The 22,573-nt window shown below is 69.3% G+C and carries 21 protein-coding genes; 2 read left to right on the top strand and 19 right to left on the bottom strand.

The window, feature by feature from the left end; translation table 11 throughout:
• Nucleotides 1-19 precede the first annotated feature (19 nt).
• From rimM to MFF01_RS03300, 11 genes are all read right to left on the bottom strand, one after another.
• Nucleotides 20-712: a ribosome maturation factor RimM gene (rimM, locus tag MFF01_RS03350; protein WP_238221966.1), complete on the bottom strand. Its 693-nt coding sequence runs from the start codon at nucleotides 710-712 to the stop codon at nucleotides 20-22.
• Nucleotides 713-723: 11 nt separating this feature from the next.
• Nucleotides 724-1,086 (bottom strand): 30S ribosomal protein S16, encoded by a 363-nt coding sequence (rpsP, locus tag MFF01_RS03345; RefSeq protein ID WP_238221964.1) that lies wholly within the window; start codon nucleotides 1,084-1,086, stop codon nucleotides 724-726.
• 5 nt (nucleotides 1,087-1,091) lie between these two features.
• Nucleotides 1,092-1,430 carry a chorismate mutase gene (locus tag MFF01_RS03340; protein ID WP_238221963.1) on the bottom strand — a complete coding sequence of 113 codons (339 nt, stop codon included), beginning with the start codon at nucleotides 1,428-1,430 and terminating at the stop codon, nucleotides 1,092-1,094.
• Complete coding sequence (gene ffh, locus MFF01_RS03335; protein WP_238221961.1) at nucleotides 1,427-2,989, bottom strand: signal recognition particle protein; 1,563 nt, start codon at nucleotides 2,987-2,989, stop codon at nucleotides 1,427-1,429. Before ffh ends, MFF01_RS03340 begins: the two co-directional genes overlap by 4 nt.
• A gap of 41 nt (nucleotides 2,990-3,030) precedes the next feature.
• A complete protein-coding gene (locus tag MFF01_RS03330; RefSeq protein ID WP_238221959.1) occupies nucleotides 3,031-3,264 on the bottom strand; it encodes an eL24 family ribosomal protein in 234 nt (77 codons plus the stop codon).
• Between the two features lie 649 nt (nucleotides 3,265-3,913).
• Nucleotides 3,914-4,942, bottom strand: a complete 1,029-nt coding sequence (locus tag MFF01_RS03325; RefSeq protein WP_238222146.1) for a class I SAM-dependent methyltransferase — start codon at nucleotides 4,940-4,942, stop codon at nucleotides 3,914-3,916.
• A gap of 50 nt (nucleotides 4,943-4,992) precedes the next feature.
• On the bottom strand, nucleotides 4,993-5,871 hold the full coding sequence (gene lgt, locus MFF01_RS03320; RefSeq protein ID WP_238221958.1) for a prolipoprotein diacylglyceryl transferase: 879 nt from the start codon (nucleotides 5,869-5,871) through the stop codon (nucleotides 4,993-4,995).
• A gap of 155 nt (nucleotides 5,872-6,026) precedes the next feature.
• Nucleotides 6,027-6,971: a VOC family protein gene (locus MFF01_RS03315; protein WP_238221957.1), complete on the bottom strand. Its 945-nt coding sequence runs from the start codon at nucleotides 6,969-6,971 to the stop codon at nucleotides 6,027-6,029.
• Nucleotides 6,968-7,870 (bottom strand): SMP-30/gluconolactonase/LRE family protein, encoded by a 903-nt coding sequence (locus MFF01_RS03310; RefSeq protein WP_238221956.1) that lies wholly within the window; start codon nucleotides 7,868-7,870, stop codon nucleotides 6,968-6,970. The genes MFF01_RS03315 and MFF01_RS03310 overlap by 4 nt, the downstream gene beginning before the upstream one ends.
• A 29-nt stretch (nucleotides 7,871-7,899) precedes the next feature.
• Complete coding sequence (locus MFF01_RS03305) at nucleotides 7,900-8,346, bottom strand: cupin domain-containing protein (RefSeq protein ID WP_238221955.1); 447 nt, start codon at nucleotides 8,344-8,346, stop codon at nucleotides 7,900-7,902.
• Between the two features lie 17 nt (nucleotides 8,347-8,363).
• Nucleotides 8,364-8,825 (bottom strand): DoxX family protein, encoded by a 462-nt coding sequence (locus MFF01_RS03300; RefSeq protein WP_238221954.1) that lies wholly within the window; start codon nucleotides 8,823-8,825, stop codon nucleotides 8,364-8,366.
• A gap of 221 nt (nucleotides 8,826-9,046) precedes the next feature.
• Here MFF01_RS03300 and MFF01_RS03295 point away from each other — a divergent pair, with 221 nt between their 5' ends.
• Nucleotides 9,047-10,615 carry a GMC oxidoreductase gene (locus tag MFF01_RS03295; protein WP_238221953.1) on the top strand — a complete coding sequence of 523 codons (1,569 nt, stop codon included), beginning with the start codon at nucleotides 9,047-9,049 and terminating at the stop codon, nucleotides 10,613-10,615.
• A gap of 119 nt (nucleotides 10,616-10,734) precedes the next feature.
• Here MFF01_RS03295 and MFF01_RS03290 read toward each other — a convergent pair whose 3' ends face one another.
• The 6 genes from MFF01_RS03290 to MFF01_RS03265 all read right to left on the bottom strand — a co-directional run bounded on the left by MFF01_RS03290 (nucleotide 10,735) and on the right by MFF01_RS03265 (nucleotide 17,866).
• Nucleotides 10,735-12,885 (bottom strand): methyl-accepting chemotaxis protein, encoded by a 2,151-nt coding sequence (locus tag MFF01_RS03290; RefSeq protein ID WP_238221952.1) that lies wholly within the window; start codon nucleotides 12,883-12,885, stop codon nucleotides 10,735-10,737.
• Between the two features lie 305 nt (nucleotides 12,886-13,190).
• The gene (ilvA, locus tag MFF01_RS03285; protein ID WP_283207151.1) at nucleotides 13,191-14,795 is read right to left on the bottom strand and encodes a threonine ammonia-lyase, biosynthetic; all 1,605 of its coding nucleotides are present in this window, start codon (nucleotides 14,793-14,795) and stop codon (nucleotides 13,191-13,193) included.
• A 34-nt stretch (nucleotides 14,796-14,829) separates the two neighbouring features.
• The gene (locus MFF01_RS03280) at nucleotides 14,830-15,384 is read right to left on the bottom strand and encodes a pyridoxamine 5'-phosphate oxidase family protein (protein WP_238221947.1); all 555 of its coding nucleotides are present in this window, start codon (nucleotides 15,382-15,384) and stop codon (nucleotides 14,830-14,832) included.
• A 69-nt stretch (nucleotides 15,385-15,453) separates the two neighbouring features.
• On the bottom strand, nucleotides 15,454-15,801 hold the full coding sequence (locus MFF01_RS03275) for a diacylglycerol kinase (RefSeq protein ID WP_238221945.1): 348 nt from the start codon (nucleotides 15,799-15,801) through the stop codon (nucleotides 15,454-15,456).
• A gap of 2 nt (nucleotides 15,802-15,803) precedes the next feature.
• On the bottom strand, nucleotides 15,804-16,850 hold the full coding sequence (locus MFF01_RS03270) for an AbrB family transcriptional regulator (RefSeq protein WP_238221943.1): 1,047 nt from the start codon (nucleotides 16,848-16,850) through the stop codon (nucleotides 15,804-15,806).
• Between the two features lie 41 nt (nucleotides 16,851-16,891).
• Nucleotides 16,892-17,866, bottom strand: coding sequence for a LysR substrate-binding domain-containing protein (locus MFF01_RS03265; RefSeq protein ID WP_238221941.1), 975 nt, complete (start codon nucleotides 17,864-17,866; stop codon nucleotides 16,892-16,894).
• A gap of 158 nt (nucleotides 17,867-18,024) precedes the next feature.
• On the opposite strand from MFF01_RS03265, the gene MFF01_RS03260 reads away from it, so the two are divergent.
• Nucleotides 18,025-19,614, top strand: a complete 1,590-nt coding sequence (locus tag MFF01_RS03260; protein WP_238221939.1) for a catalase — start codon at nucleotides 18,025-18,027, stop codon at nucleotides 19,612-19,614.
• Nucleotides 19,615-19,733: 119 nt separating this feature from the next.
• Here the strand turns inward: MFF01_RS03260 and MFF01_RS03255 are convergent, their stop codons facing one another.
• Both MFF01_RS03255 and lnt read right to left on the bottom strand, forming a co-directional pair.
• Nucleotides 19,734-20,903, bottom strand: a complete 1,170-nt coding sequence (locus MFF01_RS03255) for a CynX/NimT family MFS transporter (protein WP_238221936.1) — start codon at nucleotides 20,901-20,903, stop codon at nucleotides 19,734-19,736.
• Nucleotides 20,900-22,564: an apolipoprotein N-acyltransferase gene (gene lnt / locus MFF01_RS03250; RefSeq protein WP_373319613.1), complete on the bottom strand. Its 1,665-nt coding sequence runs from the start codon at nucleotides 22,562-22,564 to the stop codon at nucleotides 20,900-20,902. The genes MFF01_RS03255 and lnt overlap by 4 nt, the downstream gene beginning before the upstream one ends.
• Between the last annotated feature and the right edge of the window lie 9 nt (nucleotides 22,565-22,573).

Genomic DNA, 22,573 nt, shown 5'->3' with positions numbered 1-22,573 from the left:
GAACCGACCGCTTCGTCTCCTAGACCGGTTCCTCGGGCGGGCGCGGGCCGGCAGGGGCGAACAGGTCGTCGGGCGGATCGATCACGACCCGGCCGCCGGCGATGTCGAGTTCGGGCACGAATGCCTTGGTGAAGGGCAGGAGGGCGGTGGCGCCGCCAAGGGCCGGCTTGATCTCCAGGAGATCGCCGCCGCCGTAATTCGGAACGTCCGCGACGGTCCCGAGACGGGTGCCGGCGGTGTCGACGACATCGAGGCCGACGAGATCGGCCGTGAAGAATTCGTCGTCGTCCTGCGTGGTGCCGAGGCGTTCGCGGGGCAGGTACAGGGCCAGCCGGTTGAGCGCCTCCGCGCCCGTGCGGTCGGAGACCCCCTTCACCCGCACGACGAGGAGATCGGGCGATGCACCGCCGGCCTGACGCACGTCGGTCAGTTCGATGCGGCGACCATCGGCGCCCAGCAGCGGTCCGTAGGACGCGATGGCCTGGGGAACGCCGGTGTAGGATTTCAGGCGGATCTCGCCGTTGAGCCCGTGCGCCCGTCCGAACTCGCCCATCTGGACGAGGCTCGGATCCGTGGCCGGCAGGGGGGCATCGGCATCGGCATCGGGCTTCGGCCGGTGGGCCGACGTCGAACTGGTTTCGCCGATGCGTCCGGGACGCGCGCGGCGTCCGCCGTCCCCGTGGGGCGTGTGACCGGGGGGACGGCGGGCCATCGCGACGCGCCTCAGGCCGCGGCGTCTTCGGCCGGGGCGGCGGCCTTCTCGGCGCGCTTGGCGGCGCGTTCCTTGGCCTTCTCGCCGGGCTCGGCCTTCTGCGGGTTGTTGCGAGCGGGGCGCTTGGCGAGGCCGGCGGCATCGAGGAAACGCAGGACGCGGTCGGTGGGCTGGGCGCCCTTGGCGAGCCAGGCCTGGATCTTGTCGGCCTCGAGCACGATGCGGGCCGGATCGTCCTTGGCCTTCATGGGATCGTACACGCCGACCTTCTCGATGAAACGGCCGTCGCGAGGCGCGCGGGCGTCGGCGACGACGATGCGGTAGTACGGGCGCTTCTTGGCGCCGCCACGGGTGAGACGGATCTTGAGGGACATGGGTTCTACTTTCTGTCTTCGATTGCGTTGTGGTTCGCCGCAATCGTCTGGTGGTGCCGGATGACTTCCTTGACCACGAAGGTCAGGAAGGTTTCGGCGAAATCGGGATCGAGCTTGGCGTCGATCGCGAGATTGCGCAGGCGGGCGATCTGCCGCGCTTCCCGCCCGGGATCGGAGGCAGGCAGGCCCTTGCGGGCCTTCAGTTCGCCGACCCGCTGGGTGCAGCGGAAGCGCTCGGCGAGCAGATAGATGAGGGCGGCATCGAAGTTGTCGATGCTCTCGCGCAGGCGCAGGAGCTCGGGGTCGATCGCCTGAGCCGCCATGGTTTCGAGGTCGCCCGTCATTTCTTCTTGCCCGGCATGAAGCCACCGAGGCCCGGAAGACCCTTGCCGCCGAGGCCGGGCAGTCCGGGAAGCTTGCCCGGCATCTTGCCGGCGAGACCGGGCGGCATCGGGGGCAGCTTGCCGCCGAATTGCTTCTGCATGTCGGCGATCATCTCGGGCGTGGGCTCGGGCATTCCCGGGGGCAGGCCCGGCATGCCACCCGGCATTCCGCCGCCACCCATCCCGAACATTGAGCCGAGCGCCTGACCGATGCCGCGCTTGCCCGAGCCCATCGCCTTCATCATGTCGGCCATGGTCCGGTGCATCTTGAGGAGCTTGTTCAGCTCCTCGACCTTCGTCCCCGACCCCGCCGCGATGCGCTTCTTGCGGGAGTTCTTGAGGAGGTCGGGGTTCTTGCGCTCCTGCGGGGTCATCGACGAGATGATGGCTCGCTGGCGGGCGAACATCTTCTCGTCGAGGTTGGCGTTCTCGACCTGCTTCTTGATCTGCCCCATCCCCGGCAGCATGCCCATGAGGCCGCCGATGCCGCCCATCTTCTCCATCTGGGCAAGCTGCATCGACAGGTCGTCGAGGTCGAACTTGCCCTTGCGCATCTTCTCCGCCGTGCGGAGCGCCTGCTCGTGGTCGATGGTCTCGGCGGCCTTCTCCACCAGGGAGACGATGTCGCCCATGCCGAGGATACGGTTGGCGACGCGCGAGGGATGGAATTCCTCGAGCGCGTCGACCTTCTCGCCGGTGCCGACGAGCTTGATCGGCTTGCCGGTGACGGCCCGCATGGAGAGGGCGGCACCACCGCGCGAATCGCCGTCCATGCGGGTCAGCACGATGCCGGTGACGCCGAGGCGCTCGTCGAAGGCCCGCGCCGTGACCACGGCGTCCTGACCCGTCAGCGCGTCGGCGACGAGGAGCACTTCATGCGGGTTGGTAGCGGCCTTCACCTCGGCCGCCTCCTGCATCAGGGTCTCGTCGAGGGTGATGCGGCCGGCGGTGTCGAGCATCACCACGTCGAAGCCGCCCAGCCGCGCGGCATCCATGGCGCGCCGGGCGATCTGCACGGCCGACTGGCCGGCGACGATGGGCAGGCTCTCGACCTCGACCTGTTTCGCCAGGATCGCCAGCTGCTCCATGGCGGCCGGGCGGCGGGTGTCGAGGGAGGCGAGCAGCACCCGGCGCTTGTCGCGCGAGGCGAGACGGCGGGCGATCTTGGCCGTCGTCGTGGTCTTGCCCGAGCCCTGGAGGCCGACCATCAGGATGGCGACGGGGGCGGGCGCGTTGAGATCGATGAGCGCGGCCTCGGAGCCGAGCATGGCGGTCAACTCGTCGTTGACGATCTTCACGACCATCTGGCCGGGCGTGACGGACTTGACGACGACGGCGCCGACGGCCTTCTCGCGGACCTTCTCGGTGAAGCCGCGCACGACTTCGAGCGCCACGTCGGCTTCCAGCAGGGCCCGCCGCACTTCGCGCAGGGCCGCGGTGACGTCCGCCTCCGTGAGGGCGCCGCGGCGCGTCAGCCCCGACAGGATACCGGACAGGCGATCGGACAGGCCTTCGAACATACGTCAGGCTCCCTGGACCAGGATCGTCACGGTCACGCGCATCACTGGTTGATGCCCGCGCTCTCGGCCCGGCGCGCCTGGAGGGCGTTCTCGAAGCTGCGAACCGCGCGGGCGAACTTGTCCCGGCACTCCGGATTGCAGAAGCCGACGACGGCGCCGTTGTAGAGGGTCAGGGAATCCGCCGCGATGGGCTTGCCCGACCAGGGACAGACGTCGTTGACCGCATCCGCGATGCGCAGTGGCGTCTTCGACGTGTCGGGCGTGGCGTTGGGCATGCGGCTTTCGAACGGGCGGTGTCGCGACGCCCTCTCCCCAACGCGAAGCTCGCCCGAGGGCGCAGCGCGCTGTCGGGCGTTGACCTCCGGTCTCGCAGGACCGGTCGGCGTTCGTGCTGACGATGGAATCGTCTTGAATGGTGCCGGTCGGTTAGGCCGGGAATGGTGGCGAGTCAAGTTTTCCGTCGCCCAGGTTTCCCTTTGCCCAGGTTTTCATGGCCATGGAATGACACCACGCATGCGAGATGAGATCGCCTTGCCCGCGACTGCTATGCTGCGGATTATGCGGGGACGATGGGTGAGGGCCGGATGAGTGAGATCGACGATGCCCGTGTCAAACTCGTGGCGAACGAGAGTGCGAAGTTGACCGCGACCTATGTGAATGGCGTCGCCATCGCCGTTCTCGCGGTCGGAGGTTTGGCCCCACTCTTCACCCAACGGGCCGCCGTGCAACCCGTTCCCGACCGCCCTTGGCTGACGCCCGGTATCTCCCTGCTTTGCTTATGCGTCAGTGGAACCCTACATTGGGTCGCGAGAAGTCTTCTGCGGGAGTTGCGGTGATGGACGTTCATACCCTGACGCTGCTTCTGTTCCCATTGGGTGCCCTGGCCCTCGGCCTCGGTACCGTATGGCTTGCCCGCCGCGCGCATTAGTGGCCCGCTGCCGGGAATCCTGGCAGATCCGGCAAGGCAGGATCGCTCACCACCATCGCCTTGAATAGACTTCCCATCCCGCGCCGGGCCGGGTCGGTGAGGCGCGACACGGCGGCGGCGATTCGCACCGCCTGCTGCGGGGTGGCCCCGGCACTGAGGCGTTCGGCGCGCTGGCGCAGGCCGAGGGCCTCGAGGAAATCGCGCTGGTCGACGGGACCGTGTGCCCGTGCGCCCTCACTGGTGGCGGCACGCGCGAGGGCGGTGAAATCCACATGGGTGGTGAGGTCGGCCGCGCCAGGCGCCGTCAGGGGATCGACGAAGCGATGCCCCGCCACGGCCTGGAGCGAATCGCCGAAGCCCGGCCGGGCATGGCCATAATCGACGGCGAGCAGCGCGCCACCGTCCCGCACGAGCCGGCGGGCGAGAATGCGGACCGTGTCGAGGGCGGCGCCCGGCAGGGTCAGGGTCACCCCGAGGGGGGCTTGCGTGGTGAGGTGAGGATCGGGATCGGCCGCGAGGCCGAAGGCGAGGCGTTCGCCATCGGGTGACAGGCCGACGCAGCGCTCGTGCCAGCCGCGCTCCCCGCGCTGGAACTGGCGCACCGGCAGGGCGTCGAAGAATTCGTTGGCGACCACGAGGGCCGGCCCCGGCGGCAGGCTCGCCACGCCGTCGTGCCATGTCGGGCTGACGCCGGCGAGCCGTTCGGCCTGCGCCGCCCGCAGCACTGGGCTGGTCTCGACGAGGTGGAGGCGAGGGACGAGGCTCGGGGCGGCGCGCGCCAGCGCCCGCAGAGCGTCGGCCATGAGGGTGCCACGTCCGGGGCCGAGTTCAACGAGGGAGATTTCGGCTGGCGCACCCATGCCGCCCCAGACCGCCGCGATCCAGATGCCGACGAGTTCGCCGAACATCTGCGAGATCTCCGGCGCGGTGATGAAGTCGCCGGCGACCCCAAGGGGATCGCGCGTCCGGTAATAGCCGTGGACCGGGTGCCCGAGGCAGAGATCCATGTAGCGGGCCAGCGGCATCGGCCCCGTGGCCAGGATCTCTTCGCGCAGGATGCCGAGGAGGGGCGTGCTCACGCGGCATCGACCCGGGCCGGCACGACCTCGCGCGGCGCGGTGACGCCGCGCAGGGCGAGTAGGATGGTGGCGATTCCGACGAGCGCCATGGGAACGCAGAGCAGCATCCCCATGGTGATCCCGCCCAGCGGCCAGCCTTCGGTGCCGAACAGGTAGCCGAGCTGGCGGTCGGGCTCGCGGAAGAATTCGCAGACGATCCGGGCGAGAGCGTAGCCGAGGACGAAGATGCCGCTCAGTAGGCCGGGCCGGCGGAAGCCGAACAGGCGCACGGCGATGGCCATGACCACGAAGAGGAGTGCCCCTTCGGTGGCCGCCTCGTAAAGCTGGCTCGGGTGGCGGGGCAGGGGGCCGCCGGATGGAAACACCACGGCGTAGTCGAAATCCGGAGCGATGCGGCCCCACAATTCCCCGTTCACGAAGTTGGCGATGCGGCCGAAGAACAGTCCGATGGGAACCGTGACGGCGGCGAGATCGAACAGGCTGAAGGGCGGGAGTTTTCGCGAGCGCGCGAACAATGTCATCGCCAGAACGGCGCCGAGAAAGCCGCCATGGAACGACATGCCGCCGTTGCGGATGGCGAGGATCTCGAGGGGATCGTTCAGGTAGAGTGGCAGATTGTAGAACAGCACGTAGCCGAGGCGGCCGCCAAGGACGACGCCCAAAGCCACCCAGACGATGAGGTCGTCGATGTCGTTCAGGCTCGGCCGCCGGTTCGCGCCCCAGAACCGGTCGGCAGCCACCAGACGGCGCGCATAGAACCAGGCGCCGAGGAGCCCGGCGATGTAGGCGAGGGCGTACCATTTGATGGTGATCGGCCCGATGGCCAGGGCCACCGGATCGATGGCGGGAAACGGCAGGGCGAAGAGCGGCGGCATCGGCAAGGCGTCCCGGTCCGAGCGCCCTTCAGGAAGCCCTCGGCGCCTCGGACCCTGGCAGGCCCGGCGCTCGTCGAGGGGATCGTCGGGCCACTCCGTATCCGGGCATTGGACGCGCGAGGCGGGACGCGTCAAGGCCGAGCCCTGCGCTGGATTCATGTCGCCCGGAGCCACCGGCCGTTGCCGTCTTCTGTCGCCGTCAGGAGAATGCCGTGTCCGCTCGGACCCGTCAGTCCAGCCATGCGGCCGTCGCGGGATAGGGTGATGCGGTGCGCGGGCCACGCCGCCGTCAGGTGGGTGACGAGGGCGGGGAGATCGTCAACGGCGAAGCAGAACCGGGTCGTCGATCGGTTCCGGGCGGACTGAGCCGGGAGCGGACCCCGCGCCTGCGGCGTCCGGTAATGCAGCAATTCCACATGGGGCGTCTTTACCTGCGCGGGCGCGAGGGCAATCACGTCCACCACCGGATCGGGAAGACCATCGAGGGCGGCCTGCTCGGGGCCGGCATTCAGTCCCCGTGCTCCGAGTTCGAGGCCGAGCCCGTCGCGGAAGAACCCGATCTCGGCCTCGACATCCGCGACGATAATGGCGGAGTGGTCGATCCCGGCAAACAATCCGGGCGCTCGCGCCCAAGGCGACCCGGTCTCGCCATCGGGGAAGGCGAGCAGTTCGAGGGGGTGCCCGTCGGGATCGCGGAACTTCCAGGCGGTGACGCCGCCCGACGAAGCCGGGAGCGTCTGCGGGATTTCGTCCGAGATCGGCATCGGCGCGAGCCGCTGGAGCTGCGCGAAGGCGCGGTCCATGTCGGACACCACGATGGCGGCGTGCTGGAACCACGGATCGTCGGCACGGGCGCCGACGGGATAACGCTGGCCGGGTGCATCGAAGGCCAGAAACTCGATGGCCTGGGCACCGAGGCCCATCCGCAGGCGTCCCCCGCTCGCATCGGGCAGGTCCAGGGCCTCGAGCAGGGTGGCGGGGATGCGCTCGATGGGGCCGAGGCGGCGGAAATCGAGGCCGTCGCGGTAGAACGCTTCCGTCCGGGCGAGGTCCGCGACCGTGCGGCTGAGGGCGACGAGGCCGGTGACCCGAGGTGTCAAAGCAGCCGGGCTCCACGCTGATTGACGTAGATCGCCATGAGGCGCTGGCCGACGCAGAGGAACAGGCGTGATCGCTCGCGCCCGCCGAAGGCGAGATTGGCCACGGTGCCGGGCGTGAGGATCTTTCCCAGCAGCTTGCCCGACGGATCGATGCAGTGGACGCCGTCGCCAGCGCTCGACCACAGGTTTCCGTCCACGTCGCAGCGAAAGCCGTCGGAGAAGCCGGGCTCGACCGTGTGGAACACCCGGCCGCCGCTCAAGGCCCCGCCACTGCCGACGACGAAGACCCGCAGGTGCCGGGTCGGCTCGGCCGCGAATTGCAGCCCGCTCTCGGCGATGTAGAGGCGGCTTTCGTCGGGCGAGAAGCACAGGCCGTTCGGTCCCTCGAAATCGTCCGCCACGACGGTGAGGTGGCCGGTGCCGGGATCGAGGCGGTACACCCGCGCCGGCAGCTCCGAGACCTGCTTGCCGCCCTCGTAGTCGGTCTGGATGCCGTAGGGCGGATCGGTGAACCAGATCGTCCCGTCCGACTTGCAGACGAGGTCGTTGGGCGAGTTCAGGCGCCGGCCCTCGTAGCGGTCGGCCAGGACCGTGATCGTGCCGTCGAGTTCGGTCCGGGTGATGCAGCGCCCGCGATGCGAACACGACAGGAGCCGCCCCTCGCGGTCGCGGGCGTGACCGTTCTCGAAGTTCGCGGGCGTGCGAAAGACGCTGAGGCCCCCGTGCTCGCTCCAGCGCATGACCCGGTCGTTCGGCAGATCGCTGAACAGCAATTCGTCCCGGTCGCCGAACCAGACCGGCCCCTCGCACCAGCGAAAACCCTCCGCCAGGGTCTCCAGGGGCGCGTTGGGTAGGATGAAGGCGGCAAAGCGCGGATCGTGAATCTCGAAACCGTCCATGGCGAACCCTCTTTCCGGCGAGGCGAGGTTCAGGTGAAGCGACCCGGCTGGTTCACCGTCGGCGTCACGTCGAGTCCGACCACCATCATGGTGCAGGGCTCGTCGCCCACGGTGCCGGAGAGGTGGCCCTTGCGACCGTCGCGCTCGCGCGTGTTCTGATCCTCGCCGAACATGAGTTCCCCCGGCCCCATCTCCACCCGATGCCCGTCCATGGTCTCTACGAACCAGCGGCCGGAGAGCACGGCGATCCATTGCGGCTTCGGATTCTCGTGCCAGTCGCCGACCCAGCCCACGGGCAGCACCGTGAAAGTGACGCCCGCCTTCTCCGGATCCTGCTTGTCGTTCCATTGCGGCGCCACGTCGGGGCCGACCCCTTGGAACTGGAAGTTGGACAGGCTGAATCGCTCCTGGCGGCTCGCGCCCTCCGCATCGGTGTAGACATGCCAATAGGGCATCGCCGGTTTGGTCTCGGACATGGGCGGGCTCCTCACGATCAGGGGTGGATTTCCGCGGCCTGGGGACCGCTCGCCAGGGGATGGCGGGCGACATCCGAGGCCGGAGTGTAGCTGCCTCCGATCACGACGAGGAGCAGGCCGCCGACGAGACCGAAATTCTTGAAGAAGTCCCAGAAATGCGCCCGGCCCTCGGCCTCGCGGCGCCAGAAGTCCGGAAACTCCCAGAAGCGGTGAAACATCACGGCCGTCACGGCGCAAAAGCCGGCCAGCAGGAACGCGCCGGCGCGGTCGGCCCAGCCTGTCACGATCATCACGGGCGTGATTGATTCGACGAGGATGCCGAGCACCAGAAGTAGGCCCGGAAAGGGCAGGGGCCCGGACGCCGCCTGGGTCATAGCCTCGTCCCAGTGGACGACCTTGTCGTAGGCGCTCAAGGGAAACATGCAGACGAGACAGATCTTGGCGATCAGCGGCACCGCCACGAGATCGAGCCAGGTCAATGCCGGTCCCCGGGGCGAACGTGCAACGCGTGCGCGAGGGCGTGGGTCATCGGGAATCTTCCGATTGATAGGACGCGGGTGCGCCGTCGGTCTCTAACGCCGCGCGCTCCGCGCGGTTGCGATGCCCAAGCCCCCGATGTGCAGTGCAGCGCGGAACGGGCGGGACCGCTTCACGTTGGCCGTGTCGAACGCCCAGACCCCGACCGTTCGGCAAGGCCCCCATGTCCCAGGATCGTTACGACGTCATCGTCATCGGGAGCGGTCCCGGCGGTGGTTCCCTCGTCTCCCGCCTCGCCCGCACCGGCAAGCGCATCCTCCTCCTAGAGCGCGGCGATTACCTCCCGCGCTCGCAGGCGAACTGGGATGCCAAGACCGTGTTCGTCGACGGCGCCTATCAGGCCAAGGAGACCTGGTACGGGGGCGACGGCCGCGCCTTCAGCCCGGCCCTGCACTACTATGTCGGCGGAAACTCGAAGGTGTATGGCGCCGCGCTCCTGCGGATGCGCGAGCGCGACTTCGAGGCCGTGCGCCACATCGACGGCATCTCGCCCGCCTGGCCGCTGGGCTACGACGCGTTCGAGCCGTACTACACGGAGGCCGAACGGCTGTTCGCCGTCCACGGCAACCGGGGCGAGGACCCCAACGAGCCCTGGGCCAGCGCGCCCTACGACCATCCGGGCGTCTCCCACGAGCCGCGCATCCAGCAGCTCTCGGACGACTGGGCGAAGGAGGGACTGCATCCGTTCCACCTGCCGCTCGGCATCAAGCTCACAGAGCGGAATGGACGCCCGACGCCGACCAGCACCTGCATCCGCTGCGACGCCTTCGATGGGTTCCCCTGCCTCCTCAACGGCAAGGCCGACGCGCAGGTGATGACCGTCGATCCGACGCTCGCCGCCCACGACAACGTCACCCTCCTGGTCAACGCCTACGTGTCGCGCCTGGAGACGGACGCCTCGGGCCGCCGGGTGAAATCCGTCCACGTCACTCGCGAAGGCGAGGAGGAGCGTTACAGCGCCGACATCGTTGTGGTGGCCTGCGGCGCCCTGTCCTCGGCCCTGCTCTTCCTACGCTCGGCCTGCGACGCGCATCCAAACGGCCTCGCCAACGGCTCGGATCAGGTCGGACGCAACTACATGCGTCACAACATGTCGGTGCTGATGGCCCTGTCGAAGGAGCCCAACGATACGGTCTTCCAGAAGACCCTCGCGGTGTCGGACTTCTACTTCGAATCGAAGGCCTGGGAGTATCCGATGGGCCTGATCCAGATGTGCGCCAAGACCCATCCGGACCAGATCCGGGGCGAGGAGTTCCCATCCTGGACGGGTTTCCTACCCGAGGCGCCTTTCGCGATGGTGGCGCGGCATTCCATGGATTTCTGGCTGCAGAGCGAGGATCTGCCGCACCCGGACAACCGGGTGAGCCTCGACCGTGACGGGCGCGTGATCCTCGACGTCGAGGAGAACAACCGCGCGGCCCATGATCGCTTGCGCGATACCCTGGAAGGGTTGCTGCGACCGGCGGGTGCCTACACCTACCTGTTCGAGCGCTCGCTCTACCTGGGAAAGAACATTCCGCTGAGCGGCACCGCTCATCAAGCCGGCACCCTGCGCTTCGGCACCGACCCTCGGTCCTCCGTCCTCGATCTCAACTGCAGGACCCACGAGATCGACAACCTCTACGTCACCGACGCGAGCTTCTTTCCCTCCATCGGCGCCGTGAATCCGACGCTCACCATCGTGGCCAATGCGTTGCGGGTCGCAGCCCATCTCGAGGAACGCCTGAGCTGAGTGCGGCTCCACCACGGCGCCCCGTGGTGTCCAGGCGCAGCAAAAATCCGCCTGCTCCGACGAGCAGGCGGATCGAGCTTGCGAGCCGGTGGCCGGTCAACCCGGCTGCGCGCCGAGGTTTACGCGGCGCGGACGGTCGCGAGGAACTGGTCCACCTCGGCCCGCAGGGTTTCGGACTGGCGCGCCAGATCGGCGGCCGCCTGCTGAACCTGCCCGGCGGACACGCCGGCCTCTTCCGCCGCCTCGGCCACCGCGGCGATATCCTGTGTCATCGCCACCGTCCCGGACGAGGCCTGGCCCATGTTGCGAACGATCTCCTGGGTGGTCACGCCCTGCTCCTCGACGGCCGCCGCGATGCTGCCGGTGACCTGGCTCATGTTCTGGATACGGGTGGCGATGCCCTGGATCGCACCGGCGGCGTCGCTGGTCGCAGCCTGGATCGCCTCCACCTGCTGACCGATCTCGGCTGTCGCGCGGGTCGTCTGCTCGGCGAGACTCTTCACCTCGGCGGCGACGACGGCGAAGCCGCGACCGGCCTCCCCGGCCCGTGCCGCCTCGATGGTGGCGTTCAGCGCCAGCAGATTCGTCTGTCCGGCGATCTGCGACACCATCCCGACGACATCGCCGATGCGCGCGGCGGCCGCGGAGAGGCGGCGCATGGTCTCGCCGGTCCGATCCGCTTCCTCGACGGCGGTGCGGGACACGTCGGCGGCTTGCTCGACCTGACGGCCGATCTCGCCCACCGTTGCACCGAGCTCCTCGGCCGCCGCCGCGACGGCATTGACGTTCTCGGACGTCTCGTGGGCCGTGGTGGTGACGAACCCGGAGCGTTGGGCGGTTCCGGCCACGGCGGTGATCATCCGATCTGAGGCGGTGTTGAGGCCGGAGGCGGCCTGCGAGACCGTGTCGACGATGCGGCCCACGGAGCGCTCGAAGCCGTCGGCGAGGTTCGCCAGCAGGGCGCGCCGGTCGGTCTCCTCGCGCATCCGCGCCGCTTCCGTCGTCTGGAGCTGCCGCGCCGCGTCTTCGAGGGAGATGTCGCGGATGGTCACGACGGCCCGCGCGATCTCGCCGATCTCGTCGGTGCGCTTGGCGCCCGGGACTTCGGTGAGCGGTTCGCGACGGGCGAGAGCGTCGAGGGCGCGGGTGAGGGCCGTGAGGGGACGGACGATGCCCCGGGCGAACAGGAGGCCGAAGATCGACGTGGCGATGAGAATACCGAAGGACACGAGAGTAAGGGCGCGGGTCAGGGTGCTCACCCCACGCAAGATCTCGTCCTCGGACTGCGCTGCCACGAGGGTCCAGGATGCGCCCATGAGCGAGACCTTGTCGGTGGCCGCCATGCGGCTTCCGGTGACACCGGCGTAGGTAAAGGGCTTGCGATCGCTGAGGAGAGCCGGGGTGAGGCCGATCTCCGTTGCCTCTGCTCCGGCCTTCACCGTGTTCAGCAGGGGCGGATCGCTGCGCAGGCGCCCATCAGCGCCCACGGCCACTAACTGCCCGGTGTCGCCGAGGCCGCCGCGATCGGTCAGGGTCCGGTCGAAGAGGAGCGGCGTCACGCGCATCACCACGAAGCCGACGCGGGAGGCGGCCTGACCGGTGCCCATGGCGACGTTGGCCCGCCGCGTGATCGCGCGACCGAAGAACGCCGACGGCTCCGTTCCGGCCGGATAGGCGGAGAAGTCCTCGTACAGGGTCGCATCCGCATCCGCCGCCTTCAGGCGCTCCACCAGACGGGCGAGCCCCGTCCCGGCGAAGTCGGGCTCGGACAGGGCGTGTGAGAAGTCCGTGCCCTTCGTGGTGGTATAGACGATGCGCCCGTCCTCGGAGACGAACATGAGGTCGGCGTAACCTGGCCGCTCGATGACCTTGCGCCCGACCTCCTGCACCTTGGTGTGGCGACGACCGTACATGGTGCCGGCCGCCTCCGCCGTCAGACGATCCTCCGGCTTGGCCGCCGCCGTGTAGGCCTGGACGATGGCGGCGAAATCGGCCTTGGCCGGGTCGAGGGCCTCGACGAGATCTCCGAAGTTTCCGGCGACCTGTGGGTTGGCAGCCGTCGTCACGAGATCGCCGACGGCCCGCTCGGCGACGAGTTCGATGCCGATCTTGCGTCCCGTCACCGCGAGTTGCAGCCGGTCCTGGGCCGCCTCAACGAGACCGGACTTGGCAAAGGACCAGCTCAACCCGCCGAGAGCGGTGGCACTGACAAGCGCCAGCCCGATCGTGATGGCCGGGAGACGAACTTTGAGGCTGGAGAACGCGAACATGAAGGCACACCGCTGGAGGGTCCGGCGAACATGCTTGGCAGTTTATAAGAAATACTTATCGCGCGCGGTCGGGGCACATATCCCAGGTCGGATCGGCTCGATTTACGCAAATCTTGTGGTCAGTTCAGGTTTATCGGAAAGTTCTGTGTATAACCTTGATCAACCCAAGGTGGTGTCGATGGAGTGCGATGTTCGTCCGGGATGCGGGCCGGCCCGTCGCTTCTCAAGACGGGCCGATTGCGTCGCGATGGCGATCCACCGATAGGGGCGGAGATCGCTCGAGCCGAACCCCGAAGGCGAAACGCTCAGAGTCTCGCCTCGCGTGACCGATCGTCGAGGAACATGCGGTAGGCGGGGTTGTCCGTCTCGTCGAAGCACGGGTAACCCAGGGCTTCGATTGCGTGGTCGAAGCGCTCGCGCTCGGCCGGTGGAACGCCGATCCCGGCGAGCACCCGTCCGTAATCGGCCCCGTGGTTGCGGTAATGGAACAGGGTGATGTCGAAGCCCTCGCCGAGGCCGTCGAGGAACTTCATCAGGGCGCCCGGCCGTTCCGGGAACTGGAAGCGGTAGAGGCGCTCGTCGGCGAGCCCCGTCGCCCGGCCGCCGACCATGTAGCGGATATGGACCTTGGCCATCTCATTGTCGCTCATGTCGAGGGCGCGGTAGCCCGCCGCGGCGAGTTCGGCGATGAGCGCCCGTTTGCTCGCCGCGCCACCGGGCAGGTTGATGCCCACGAAGATCTGCGCATCCGCGCCGCCCGCCGCCCGGTAATTGAACTCGGTGATGGCGCGGGGACCGAGCGTCCGGATGAAGGCGCGGTAGGCGCCCGGCCGCTCGGGGATGGTTACCGCGAGGAGAACCTCGCGCTCCTCGCCGATCTCGGCGCGCTCGGCGATGTGGCGCAGGCGGTCGAAGTTCAGGTTGGCGCCGCTGGAGATCGCCACCAGGGTGCCGGTGCCCCCGCCTTCCCTGGCCGCGTAGGCCTTGGCGCCGGCAAGCGCCAGGGCACCGGAGGGCTCCGAGATGGCGCGGGTGTCGTCGAAGATATCCTTGACCGCCGCGCACATGGCGTCGGTGTCCACGGTGATGACGCCGTCGAGGTGCTCGCGGCAGAGCCGGAAGGTCTCCTCGCCGGCCTGACGCACGGCGACGCCGTCGGCGAACAGGCCGACGGTGGCGAGGGTGACGCGTTCGTCCGCCGCCAGGGCCGCCGCCATGCAGGCGGCGTCGTCCGGCTCGACGCCGATCACCTTGGTCTCGGGTCGCAGGTATTTCACGAAGGTCGCGATCCCGGCGGCCAAGCCGCCGCCCCCGATGGGCACGAAGATCGCCTCGATGGGTCCCGAATGCTGGGTCAGGATCTCCATGCCGATGGTGCCCTGGCCCGCGATGACGTCGGGGTCGTCGAACGGGTGGAGAAAGGTCAGGCCCTCGCGCGCCTCCAGCTCCCGTGCATGGCCGAGGGCCTCGTCGAAGGTGTCGCCGAACAGGATCACTTCTGCCCCGCGGGCGCGACAGGCATCGACCTTGATGGCCGGGGTGGTGCGGGGCATCACGATGACGGCGCGCACATTCAGGCGCGCGGCGGCCAGCGCCACGCCCTGGGCGTGGTTTCCCGCCGAGGCACAGACCACACCCCGCGCCAGGACCTCCGCCGACAGGCCCGACATCTTGTTGTAGGCGCCGCGCAGCTTGAACGAGAACACCGGCTGGAGATCCTCCCGCTTCAGCAGGATCGGCCGCCCGAGGCGCGCGGACATGCGCGGCATCGGATCGAGGGGGCTCTCGACGGCAACGTCGTAGACGCGGGCGGTGAGAATCTTGCGGATGTAGTCGGTCAAGGAGACACGGGCTCCGGCGATGCCGCGATGCGGGACATAGTGGTCCGCACATAGGCCGTTGCCGGACAAGAAGCGAGGGAGGCCGAATCTCGCAGGCTTGCGATCAGGGTTCGCGAAACCCCGTCGGCAGGCCGTCGAGGCTGACTGCGTTCTTCTCGGCCCGGTAGGCGCGCAGGCCCTCCTCGCCCTTGGCTTTCGCCCACCGATCGAGGATGGGGCGCTCGCCGACATGGTCGAAGAGCGGCACGGCATAGCCGCAGCTCGTCTGCACGAGGTCGACGGCGAGGAACACGATCTGGCGCGCCCCGGCCGGCTCCGCGCCGCCGTAGAAGCGATCGAGGAAGTCCCGATAGTCGGGCGTCCCCCGGAATGCGATGCGGCCCTGGCCGTACAGGCGAAGAATCGAGGGCGGACCGTCGAAGGCGCACAGCATGAGGGTCAGGGCGCCCTCGGCCTTCACGTGGGCCGCCGTTTCGCTGCCGCTGCCGGTGAGATCGAGATACGCGACCGCGTTCGGGCCGAGGAGATGAAGATGCTCGGTGGAGCGCGGCGAGATGTTGACCCGCGCCCCCGCGGCACAGGACCCGGTGAAAAAGATCTTCTGCGCCGCGATGAAATCCCGATGCCGATCGCCGATCGTGAAGAACTGCTTTGCCATCTCGGCCCCCCCCGCCCGAGCGGGCGGTGACGGGCCAATCGACGGCCACGCGTACGCCCCGCGTCCGCGTCAGCCGATACGCTCGATCAGGGCGGTGATCCAGATGAGCGCCGCGATCCCCTGCGCCGAGAACGTCCCGGCCGAGGCCAGATCCTTGACGATGCCGATCTTCGGATGATGGCCCGGATGTAGATGGTCGCACAATTTCTCGATGGCGGTGTTCAGGAACTCGGCCGCGAGCATGAGGAGCAGGCTCGCCAGCAGGGCGACGCGCACCCACAGCGACGTTCCGAGCAGCAGCCCCAGGGGCAGGCCGAGGATGAGGAGAACCAGTTCGAGGCGAACGGCGCGTTCGGTGCGCGCGCCGTGCACGAGGCCGCGCCAGGAATTGAGGAAGGCGAGGTAGAGGGCGCGCACGGTCAGTTCCGCGCCGGGGCCGCGCGGGTGATCCATTTGGCCAGGAGCGGGCCGGTGAGCAGCACAACAAACAGCCGCAGGGTCTGTACCGCCAGGACGAACGAGACGTCCGCCTTCGAGCCCACCGCGATGATCGCCACGGAATCGAGGCCGCCGGGACTCGTGGCGAGGTAGGCCGTAAGGAAATCGATGGGTAGGAGGTGGGTGAGGCCGAAGGCCCAGACGGCGCAGAGGGCGATGACCGCCACCGTCGCGACCACGATGCCCGGCAGGGCCACCACCGTCTCCCGCAGGGTCTCCCGGCGAAAGCGCAGGCCGACATACCAGCCGATGATCGCGTAGGCGAGGTCGAGGAGCGGCATCGGCAGGGCCATGCTGACGAGGCCCAGGGCATGCAGCAGGGCGCCGAGAAGCATCGGGCCGATGAGGGCGGCGGCCGGCAGCCGCAGGAGATGGGCGATGCCGAAGCCCGCCGCCGCGACGGCGAGGGTCGCCGCCACCGCGAGGGGAGGAGCGGAGTCCGGTGCGGGGGCGGGCGGCGCCGACACGTCGGTGAGAAGGCGTGCCACCACGGAGGCGGACAGCACCACGGCGACGACGCGGACATATTGCATGAAGGCCACGAGGCGCGGATCGGCCCCGTACTCCTCCGACATCGCCACCATGGCGGCGGCCCCGCCGGGCGAAGACCCCCAGGCGGCGGTGGTACCGGGCAGGATGCGCAGGCGGGTCAAGGCCCAGCCGACCACGGAGCCGGCGAGCACGGTGACGAGGACGACGGCAAGGATGAGCCAGCCGTCCTCCGTGATGGTGCTGACGATTTCGGCCGTCACGGCCTTCGCCACGAGGCAGCCGATCATCGCCTGGGCGGCCATGAATCCGGATCTCGGCACGGCGAGGCCGGCACCGCCGACACCGAACGCGATGGCGGCGAGCATCGGTCCGAGCAGGAGGGCCGCCGGGAAATGCCCGAGGCTGAGGCCGTAGGCGAGGGTGCCCGAGGCCGCGACGAGGGCCGCCCAGAGGCCGAGGGACCGTAGATGGGGCAAGTGGCAGAGCCGGGAAGCGCGGAGAGTACGAGGCCTGCGCGCTACACCGGATCGGCGACGCTGTCACGGCGGCCTCGCATGGTACCCGGGGCGTCGTCGGCACGGCAGGCCGTGGTGCCGGCCGGCGCGTGGGCGCGGAAGAAGGCGGCCAGATGCGACAGGCCGGCCCCGCGCGGGTCGCTGGCGCGCCAGGCCAGGGCCACGGTGCGGCCGGGCCCATCGACATCGAACCCCCGCGTCACGGTCAGCCCGCTGGGATCTGGGGCGGCCGGCACGGCGAGCGCCGGCAGGAGGGTGTAGCCGGCGCCCGCCGCCACCATGGAACGCAGGGTCTCCAGGCTGGTGGCATGGCGACCGGCGGCACTCCCGGCGCCGCAGGCCGCCACGGTCTGGTCGCGCAGGCAATTGCCCTCGTCGAGGAGGAGGAGATCCGGGCCTGCGATGTCGCGGGCCCGCAGCGCCCCGCCCCGCGCCAGGGCGTGGTCGGCCGGGCAGGCGAGGTGGAACGGCTCGATGAACAGCGGCGAGACCGCCAGCCCGGACGAGGAAATCGGGAGCGAGAGCAGGGCGGCGTCGATGCGCCCGTCGCGCAATCCGTCCAGGATTTCGGCCGTGCGCGCTTCGCTGAGCGCCAGGGCGAGGAGCGGGAATTCTTGGCGCAGGCTGCGCAGGATCAGGGGAAACAGATACGGCCCGAGGGTCTGGATCGCCGCGAGGACGAGGCGGCCGGTGAGCGGGGCCCCGCGCCCCTCGCTCGCGAGCACGAGGAGGCGCTGCGCCTCGGCCAGCACCGTGCGGGCCTGCCGCACGATGCCCTGCCCGGCGGGTGTGAGCATCACCCGTCGGTTGCTCCGCTCGAACAGGACGATCCCCAACGCCTCCTCGAGCTTGCGCACCTGCACGCTGAGGGTAGGCTGGCTCACGTTGCAGCGCTCGGCCGCCCGGCCGAAATGCATCTCCTCCGCGACGGCGACGACATATTCGAGGTCGCGCAGGGATAGGCCGGAAACGTTCATAGGCTGTATCTATCAGAACCTTTGCCACGATGCATTGGCCAAACGATCGCGGGCAGTTCATAAGCCTGTCTCAGAACCATTCCAGGGTCGATGCGTTGCGCGGGCTGATGTGCGCGCGCCGCCTCTTCGGCCTGACCGCCTTTCTTCAAGGAGCGCCCATGAGCGATCAACGTCCGATTCTCACCACTCGCCAGGGCCATCCGGTCCGCGACAACCAGAGCACCCGCACGGTGGGCGAGCGTGGCCCGGCCACCCTCGAGAACTACCAGTTCATCGAAAAGATCACGCATTTCGACCGTGAGCGGATTCCCGAGCGCGTGGTCCATGCCCGCGGCGCCGGCGCGCACGGCTATTTCGAGGCCTATGGGAAGATCGGCAACGAGCCGGCTTCGAAGTACACCCGCGCCCGCGTGCTCAACGAGACCGGCGTGAAGACGCCGATGTTCGTGCGCTTCTCCACCGTGGCCGGCGCCAAGGAGAGCCCCGAGACCGAGCGCGATCCGCGCGGCTTCGCGGTGAAGTTCAAGACCGTCGATGGCAACTGGGACCTCGTGGGCAACAACCTCAAGGTTTTCTTCATCCGCGACGCGATCAAGTTCCCCGACATGATCCACGCGTTCAAGCCGGACCCGGTGACGAACCGCCAGGAGGCATGGCGCTTCTTCGACTTCGTGGCCCAGCACCCCGAAGCGATCCACATGGTCACGCACCTGAAGTCGCCGTGGGGCATCCCGGCCAACTATCGCGAGATGGAAGGCTCCGGCGTCAACACCTACAAGCTTGTCAACGACCAGGGCGAAGCGGTCCTGTGCAAGTTCCACTGGGAGCCCAAGCAGGGCGTCCGCAACCTGACCTCGGCCCAGGCGTCGGAGATCCAGGCCAAGGATGTCGGCCACGCGACCCGCGACCTCTACGACAACATCAAAGCCGGCAATTTCCCCGAGTGGGAATTCTGCGTGCAGATCATGCCGGATGGCCCGAACGACCACCTGTCGTTCGATCCCCTCGACGACACCAAGCTGTGGCCCGTCGAAGACTTCCCGCTCCTGCCCGTGGGCCGCATGGTCCTCGACCGGGTGCCGGACAACTTCTTCGCGGAAGTCGAGCAGTCGGCCTTCGGCACGGGCGTGCTCGTGGATGGCATCGACTTCTCGGACGACAAGATGCTCCAGGGGCGGACGCTGTCCTACTCGGATACGCAGCGCTACCGCGTCGGTGCCAACTACCTCCAGCTGCCGATCAACGCACCGCAGCCCGGCGTGAAGGTCTATTCCAACCAGCGCGACGGCCAGATGACCTACGGCGTCGACGGCACCGGCCCGAACCGTCACATCAACTACGAGCCCTCGACCCTGGCCGAGGGCCTGCGCGAGGCCCCCAAGCCCGCCCGTGAGTACCATCAGCCGGTGGAAGGCAAGCTCGGCCGCTACCAGACCTCACGCACCGAAGACGACTACACCCAGGCCGGCGTGCGCTACCGCTCGTTCCAGGACTGGGAGCGCGACGACCTCATCGCCAACCTCGTCGGCGACATGAAGCAGTGCCCCGAGGCGATCCAGCTGCGGATGGTCTGGCACTTCTGGCACGCCGACGAGGATTACGGTCGTCGCGTCGCCGAGGGTGCCGGCATCGATCTGGAGAAGGCCAAGGCCCTGCCGCCGCTGCCGGGTCGCGCGGCTCCGGGCAAGCGCCTGCAGGCCGAGACCTACACGGACGGCAGCCAGGCGCACCGCGTCGCCGCCGAGTAAGGCGCGCGCCGCGTCGTCGCCAAACCCCGCAGAGCCTCCGGGCCCTGCGGGGTTTTTTGTGTTCGGGTTCCGAAGGGATCATCCCGTCGGCGGATGTCTGGCAGAGCCCGACGAAGCCGTCAGCGACGGCTCACGGTCCGGTTGCGTCCGGCGCCGAGACTGCACAGCCCGGCGGCGGCGGCGATTCCGCAGAACAGGGCGACGGACGCAGACCAGCCGCCGGTGAGGTCGTGGGCGAGGCCGAAGCCGAGGGGGCCGAGCGAGGCAAGGGTGTAGCCGACGCTCTGCGACATGGCGGCGAGGTCGCCCGCCCTGGCGGTGTCGCCCGCCCGCAGGACGATGAGGGTGAGGCCGAGGCCGAACAAGCCCCCGACGCTCGCCCCAAGAAGCATCCCGATGGGCAGGACCAAACTGAGAGGGCCGAAGACGAGACCGCAGAGCGTGCTGGCGGCGAGTCCGAGCAGTCCGGCGGCCAGGAGGCGCTGGTCCTTCACCCGCGCGGCGAGGGAGGGCACGAAGAGGGCGAAGGGCGCCTGACCGATGCTCAACAGGGAGGTGACGTATCCGGCCTCGGAGGCATCGAGTCCCCGGCTCTGCAGCACCACCGGCAGCCAGCCGAACAGGATGTAGGCGAGGGACGATTGCAGGCCCATGAAGCCGGTGACCTGCCAGGCGAGGCGATCGCGCCACAGGGAACGGCGGCGCAAGGCCCCCTCGGCCGGATCGGGACCCCGAGCGAAGGGGATCCACGCAAGGGTGGCGACGAGGGCCGGCAGGCCCCAGAGGCCCAAGGCCGTAGACCAGTCGCCCGTGGCTTGCGCCAGGGGCACGCTGAAGCCGGCGCCGGCGGCGGCACCGAGGCACAGGACCATGGTGTAGAGCCCGGTCATCACGCCGACCTTGGCCGGGAAGTCGCGCTTGACCAAGCCCGGCAGGAGAACCCCGGAGAGGCCGATTCCGAGGGCGGCGAGGCAGGCCCCGACGAAGAGGGGCCCCGACCCGCCGAGGCCGCGCAAGCCCGAACCCAGCGCCACGACAGCCACCGCCAGGAGGATGCCCCGGTCGGCGCCAAGGCGGCGGATCACCACGGGGCCGAGGATGCAGGCGAGGCCGATGCACAGGACCGGAAGGGTGGTGAGGTAGGCCGCCCCCACGGTGCCGAGGCCCGTCGTCGTCCGGATCGTTTCGAGGAGCGGCCCGACGGAGGTCAGGGCCGGCCGCATGTTGAAGGCGACGAGCATGATGCCGACGCCGAGGAGGGGGCGCAGGGCGCCGGACGGCTGCGTCATGCGGATCCACGGCGCGCCGCGACGGCCAAGGCGAGGGTGAGGCCGAGGAGGAGCCAGAACGGCGCGTCGCCGAAGCGCGCATAGACCGTGCGCTGCTCCAGCCGCACGGGCAGGTCGGCATCGAGGACCCCCTCCACGCCCAGGGGAAGGCTCGCGGTGATCCGGCCATGGGCATCCACCACGGCGGAGATGCCGGTGTTGGCGTCTCGCACCAGGGGCAGCCCCTCCTCGACGGCGCGCAGGCGGGCCTGGGCGAAGTGCTGACGGGGCCCTGGCGTGTCGCCGAACCAGGCATCGTTGGTGAGGTTCAGGATCAGGCCCGGCACCGGCGGGGGCTCGTTCGGATTGGTCTCCGGCACGATGGCGCCAGGAAAGATCGCCTCATAGCAGATGGTGGCGGCGATCGCCGGCAGACCGGGCACCGAGAGGATGCGCTGGCGCGCCCGGTCCCCCGGGGTGAAGCCGCCGGGTATCGAGACGAACTGTCGGACATGGAGGGCGCGCAGGGTCGCGTCGAGGATGCCCGGCAGGTATTCACCGAAGGGGACGAGGTGAACCTTGTCGTAGGCGTCGCCGAGCTTCGGGCCGGCCGCGAGGGTAAGGATCGAATTAAAGAAATGCGGACGTTCGCCCTCCGCCGCCGTGTCGGCGCGGGCCGCCCCCGTGATGAGCTGCTTGCCCGGCGGCAGGGCGGCGGCGATGCGGGCGAGGGCGGCCGGGTCGCGCTGGATCAGGAACGGAAAAGCCGATTCCGGCCAGATCACGTGGGTGACGTCGGCGAGCCCCGACCGGTCCGGGGCGGCGGCCCGGTCACTGAGTTCGATGTAACGGTCGAGGATGTCCTCCCGGTTCTCCGGGCGGAACTTGGCGTCCTGGTTCAGATTTGGTTGGACGAGGCGCAGGCGGATGCCCGCCACCGTGGCGTCGGGGCCGGCGGGTAGGCGCGCGGCCCCGGAGAGGGCCGTGGCGGCGAGGACGAGGCCGGCGGCGAGGGATGGACCCAGGCGCGCCGCACCCGTTCCCCCCGTGGCCAGGGTCGCGGGAGCGGCGGCGACGAGGACGGCCAGGAGGGTGAGGCCGTAGAGGCCGATGCCGGCGGCCGTCTGCATGAGCCAGAGATTCTGGCCCAGCGCCATGCCGAGGGTGTTCCAGGGAAACCCGGTGAAGAGGTGGCCGCGCAGCCATTCGCTGGTGGAAAGACCGAAGGCGAGGGCGAAGATCCGCCCCGCGCCTGGGGACCAGATGAGGCGGGCGAGGGCGAAGCCGACCCCATAGAACAGGCCGAGCACGGCCGGCAGGCCGATCACCCCGAGGGGGAGGGCCCAGGCGAACTCGTCCGCCTCGACGAGGAAGGCCGAGCCGAGCCACCACAGGCCCGCCGTGAGGTATCCGAAGCCCCAGGCCCACCCGATCAGCCCGGCCGTGCGCAGGGTGCGCCACTCGCCCCGGCCGGTCGTGGCCCCGTCGAGGAGCCAGACGGCGGCGCAAAGGGCGACGACGAGGGCCGGCAGGGCGCCGAAGGGCGGCATCGCCAGGGCGCCGAGGGCCCCGGCGCCGTAGGCGAGCACCAGCCTCCGCCAGCCCGCGCTCAGCATCACCCACTGGGCGAGGACGGTGAGGAGGCCCGGCGCCGGCATGGCGTCGGCGTGGCTCCGGTTCATCGGGCGCCG

This window comes from Methylobacterium adhaesivum (assembly GCF_022179065.1).
GTDB classification, from domain to species: Bacteria; Pseudomonadota; Alphaproteobacteria; order Rhizobiales; family Beijerinckiaceae; genus Methylobacterium; species Methylobacterium adhaesivum.
This window is presented reverse-complemented; position numbering and strand designations above follow the sequence as displayed.

Excerpts from the sequence above, each read along its gene's own strand:
- lgt (WP_238221958.1), bottom strand. The coding sequence starts at position 5,871 with ATGCCGCCGCTCTTCGCCCTGCCGTTTCCCGCCATCGATCCGGTGGCC.
- MFF01_RS03330 (WP_238221959.1), bottom strand. The coding sequence starts at position 3,264 with ATGCCCAACGCCACGCCCGACACGTCGAAGACGCCACTGCGCATCGCG.
- MFF01_RS03325 (WP_238222146.1), bottom strand. The coding sequence starts at position 4,942 with ATGCCGCTGGCCCGCTACATGGATCTCTGCCTCGGGCACCCGGTCCAC.
- MFF01_RS03260 (WP_238221939.1), top strand. The coding sequence starts at position 18,025 with ATGAGCGATCAACGTCCGATTCTCACCACTCGCCAGGGCCATCCGGTC.
- MFF01_RS03310 (WP_238221956.1), bottom strand. The coding sequence starts at position 7,870 with ATGGACGGTTTCGAGATTCACGATCCGCGCTTTGCCGCCTTCATCCTA.
- MFF01_RS03255 (WP_238221936.1), bottom strand. The coding sequence starts at position 20,903 with ATGACGCAGCCGTCCGGCGCCCTGCGCCCCCTCCTCGGCGTCGGCATC.
- MFF01_RS03265 (WP_238221941.1), bottom strand. The coding sequence starts at position 17,866 with ATGAACGTTTCCGGCCTATCCCTGCGCGACCTCGAATATGTCGTCGCC.
- MFF01_RS03340 (WP_238221963.1), bottom strand. The coding sequence starts at position 1,430 with ATGACGGGCGACCTCGAAACCATGGCGGCTCAGGCGATCGACCCCGAG.
- MFF01_RS03295 (WP_238221953.1), top strand. The coding sequence starts at position 9,047 with ATGTCCCAGGATCGTTACGACGTCATCGTCATCGGGAGCGGTCCCGGC.
- rimM (WP_238221966.1), bottom strand. The coding sequence starts at position 712 with ATGGCCCGCCGTCCCCCCGGTCACACGCCCCACGGGGACGGCGGACGC.
- MFF01_RS03305 (WP_238221955.1), bottom strand. The coding sequence starts at position 8,346 with ATGTCCGAGACCAAACCGGCGATGCCCTATTGGCATGTCTACACCGAT.
- ffh (WP_238221961.1), bottom strand. The coding sequence starts at position 2,989 with ATGTTCGAAGGCCTGTCCGATCGCCTGTCCGGTATCCTGTCGGGGCTG.
- MFF01_RS03280 (WP_238221947.1), bottom strand. The coding sequence starts at position 15,384 with ATGGCAAAGCAGTTCTTCACGATCGGCGATCGGCATCGGGATTTCATC.
- lnt (WP_373319613.1), bottom strand. The coding sequence starts at position 22,564 with ATGAACCGGAGCCACGCCGACGCCATGCCGGCGCCGGGCCTCCTCACC.
- rpsP (WP_238221964.1), bottom strand. The coding sequence starts at position 1,086 with ATGTCCCTCAAGATCCGTCTCACCCGTGGCGGCGCCAAGAAGCGCCCG.
- MFF01_RS03290 (WP_238221952.1), bottom strand. The coding sequence starts at position 12,885 with ATGTTCGCGTTCTCCAGCCTCAAAGTTCGTCTCCCGGCCATCACGATC.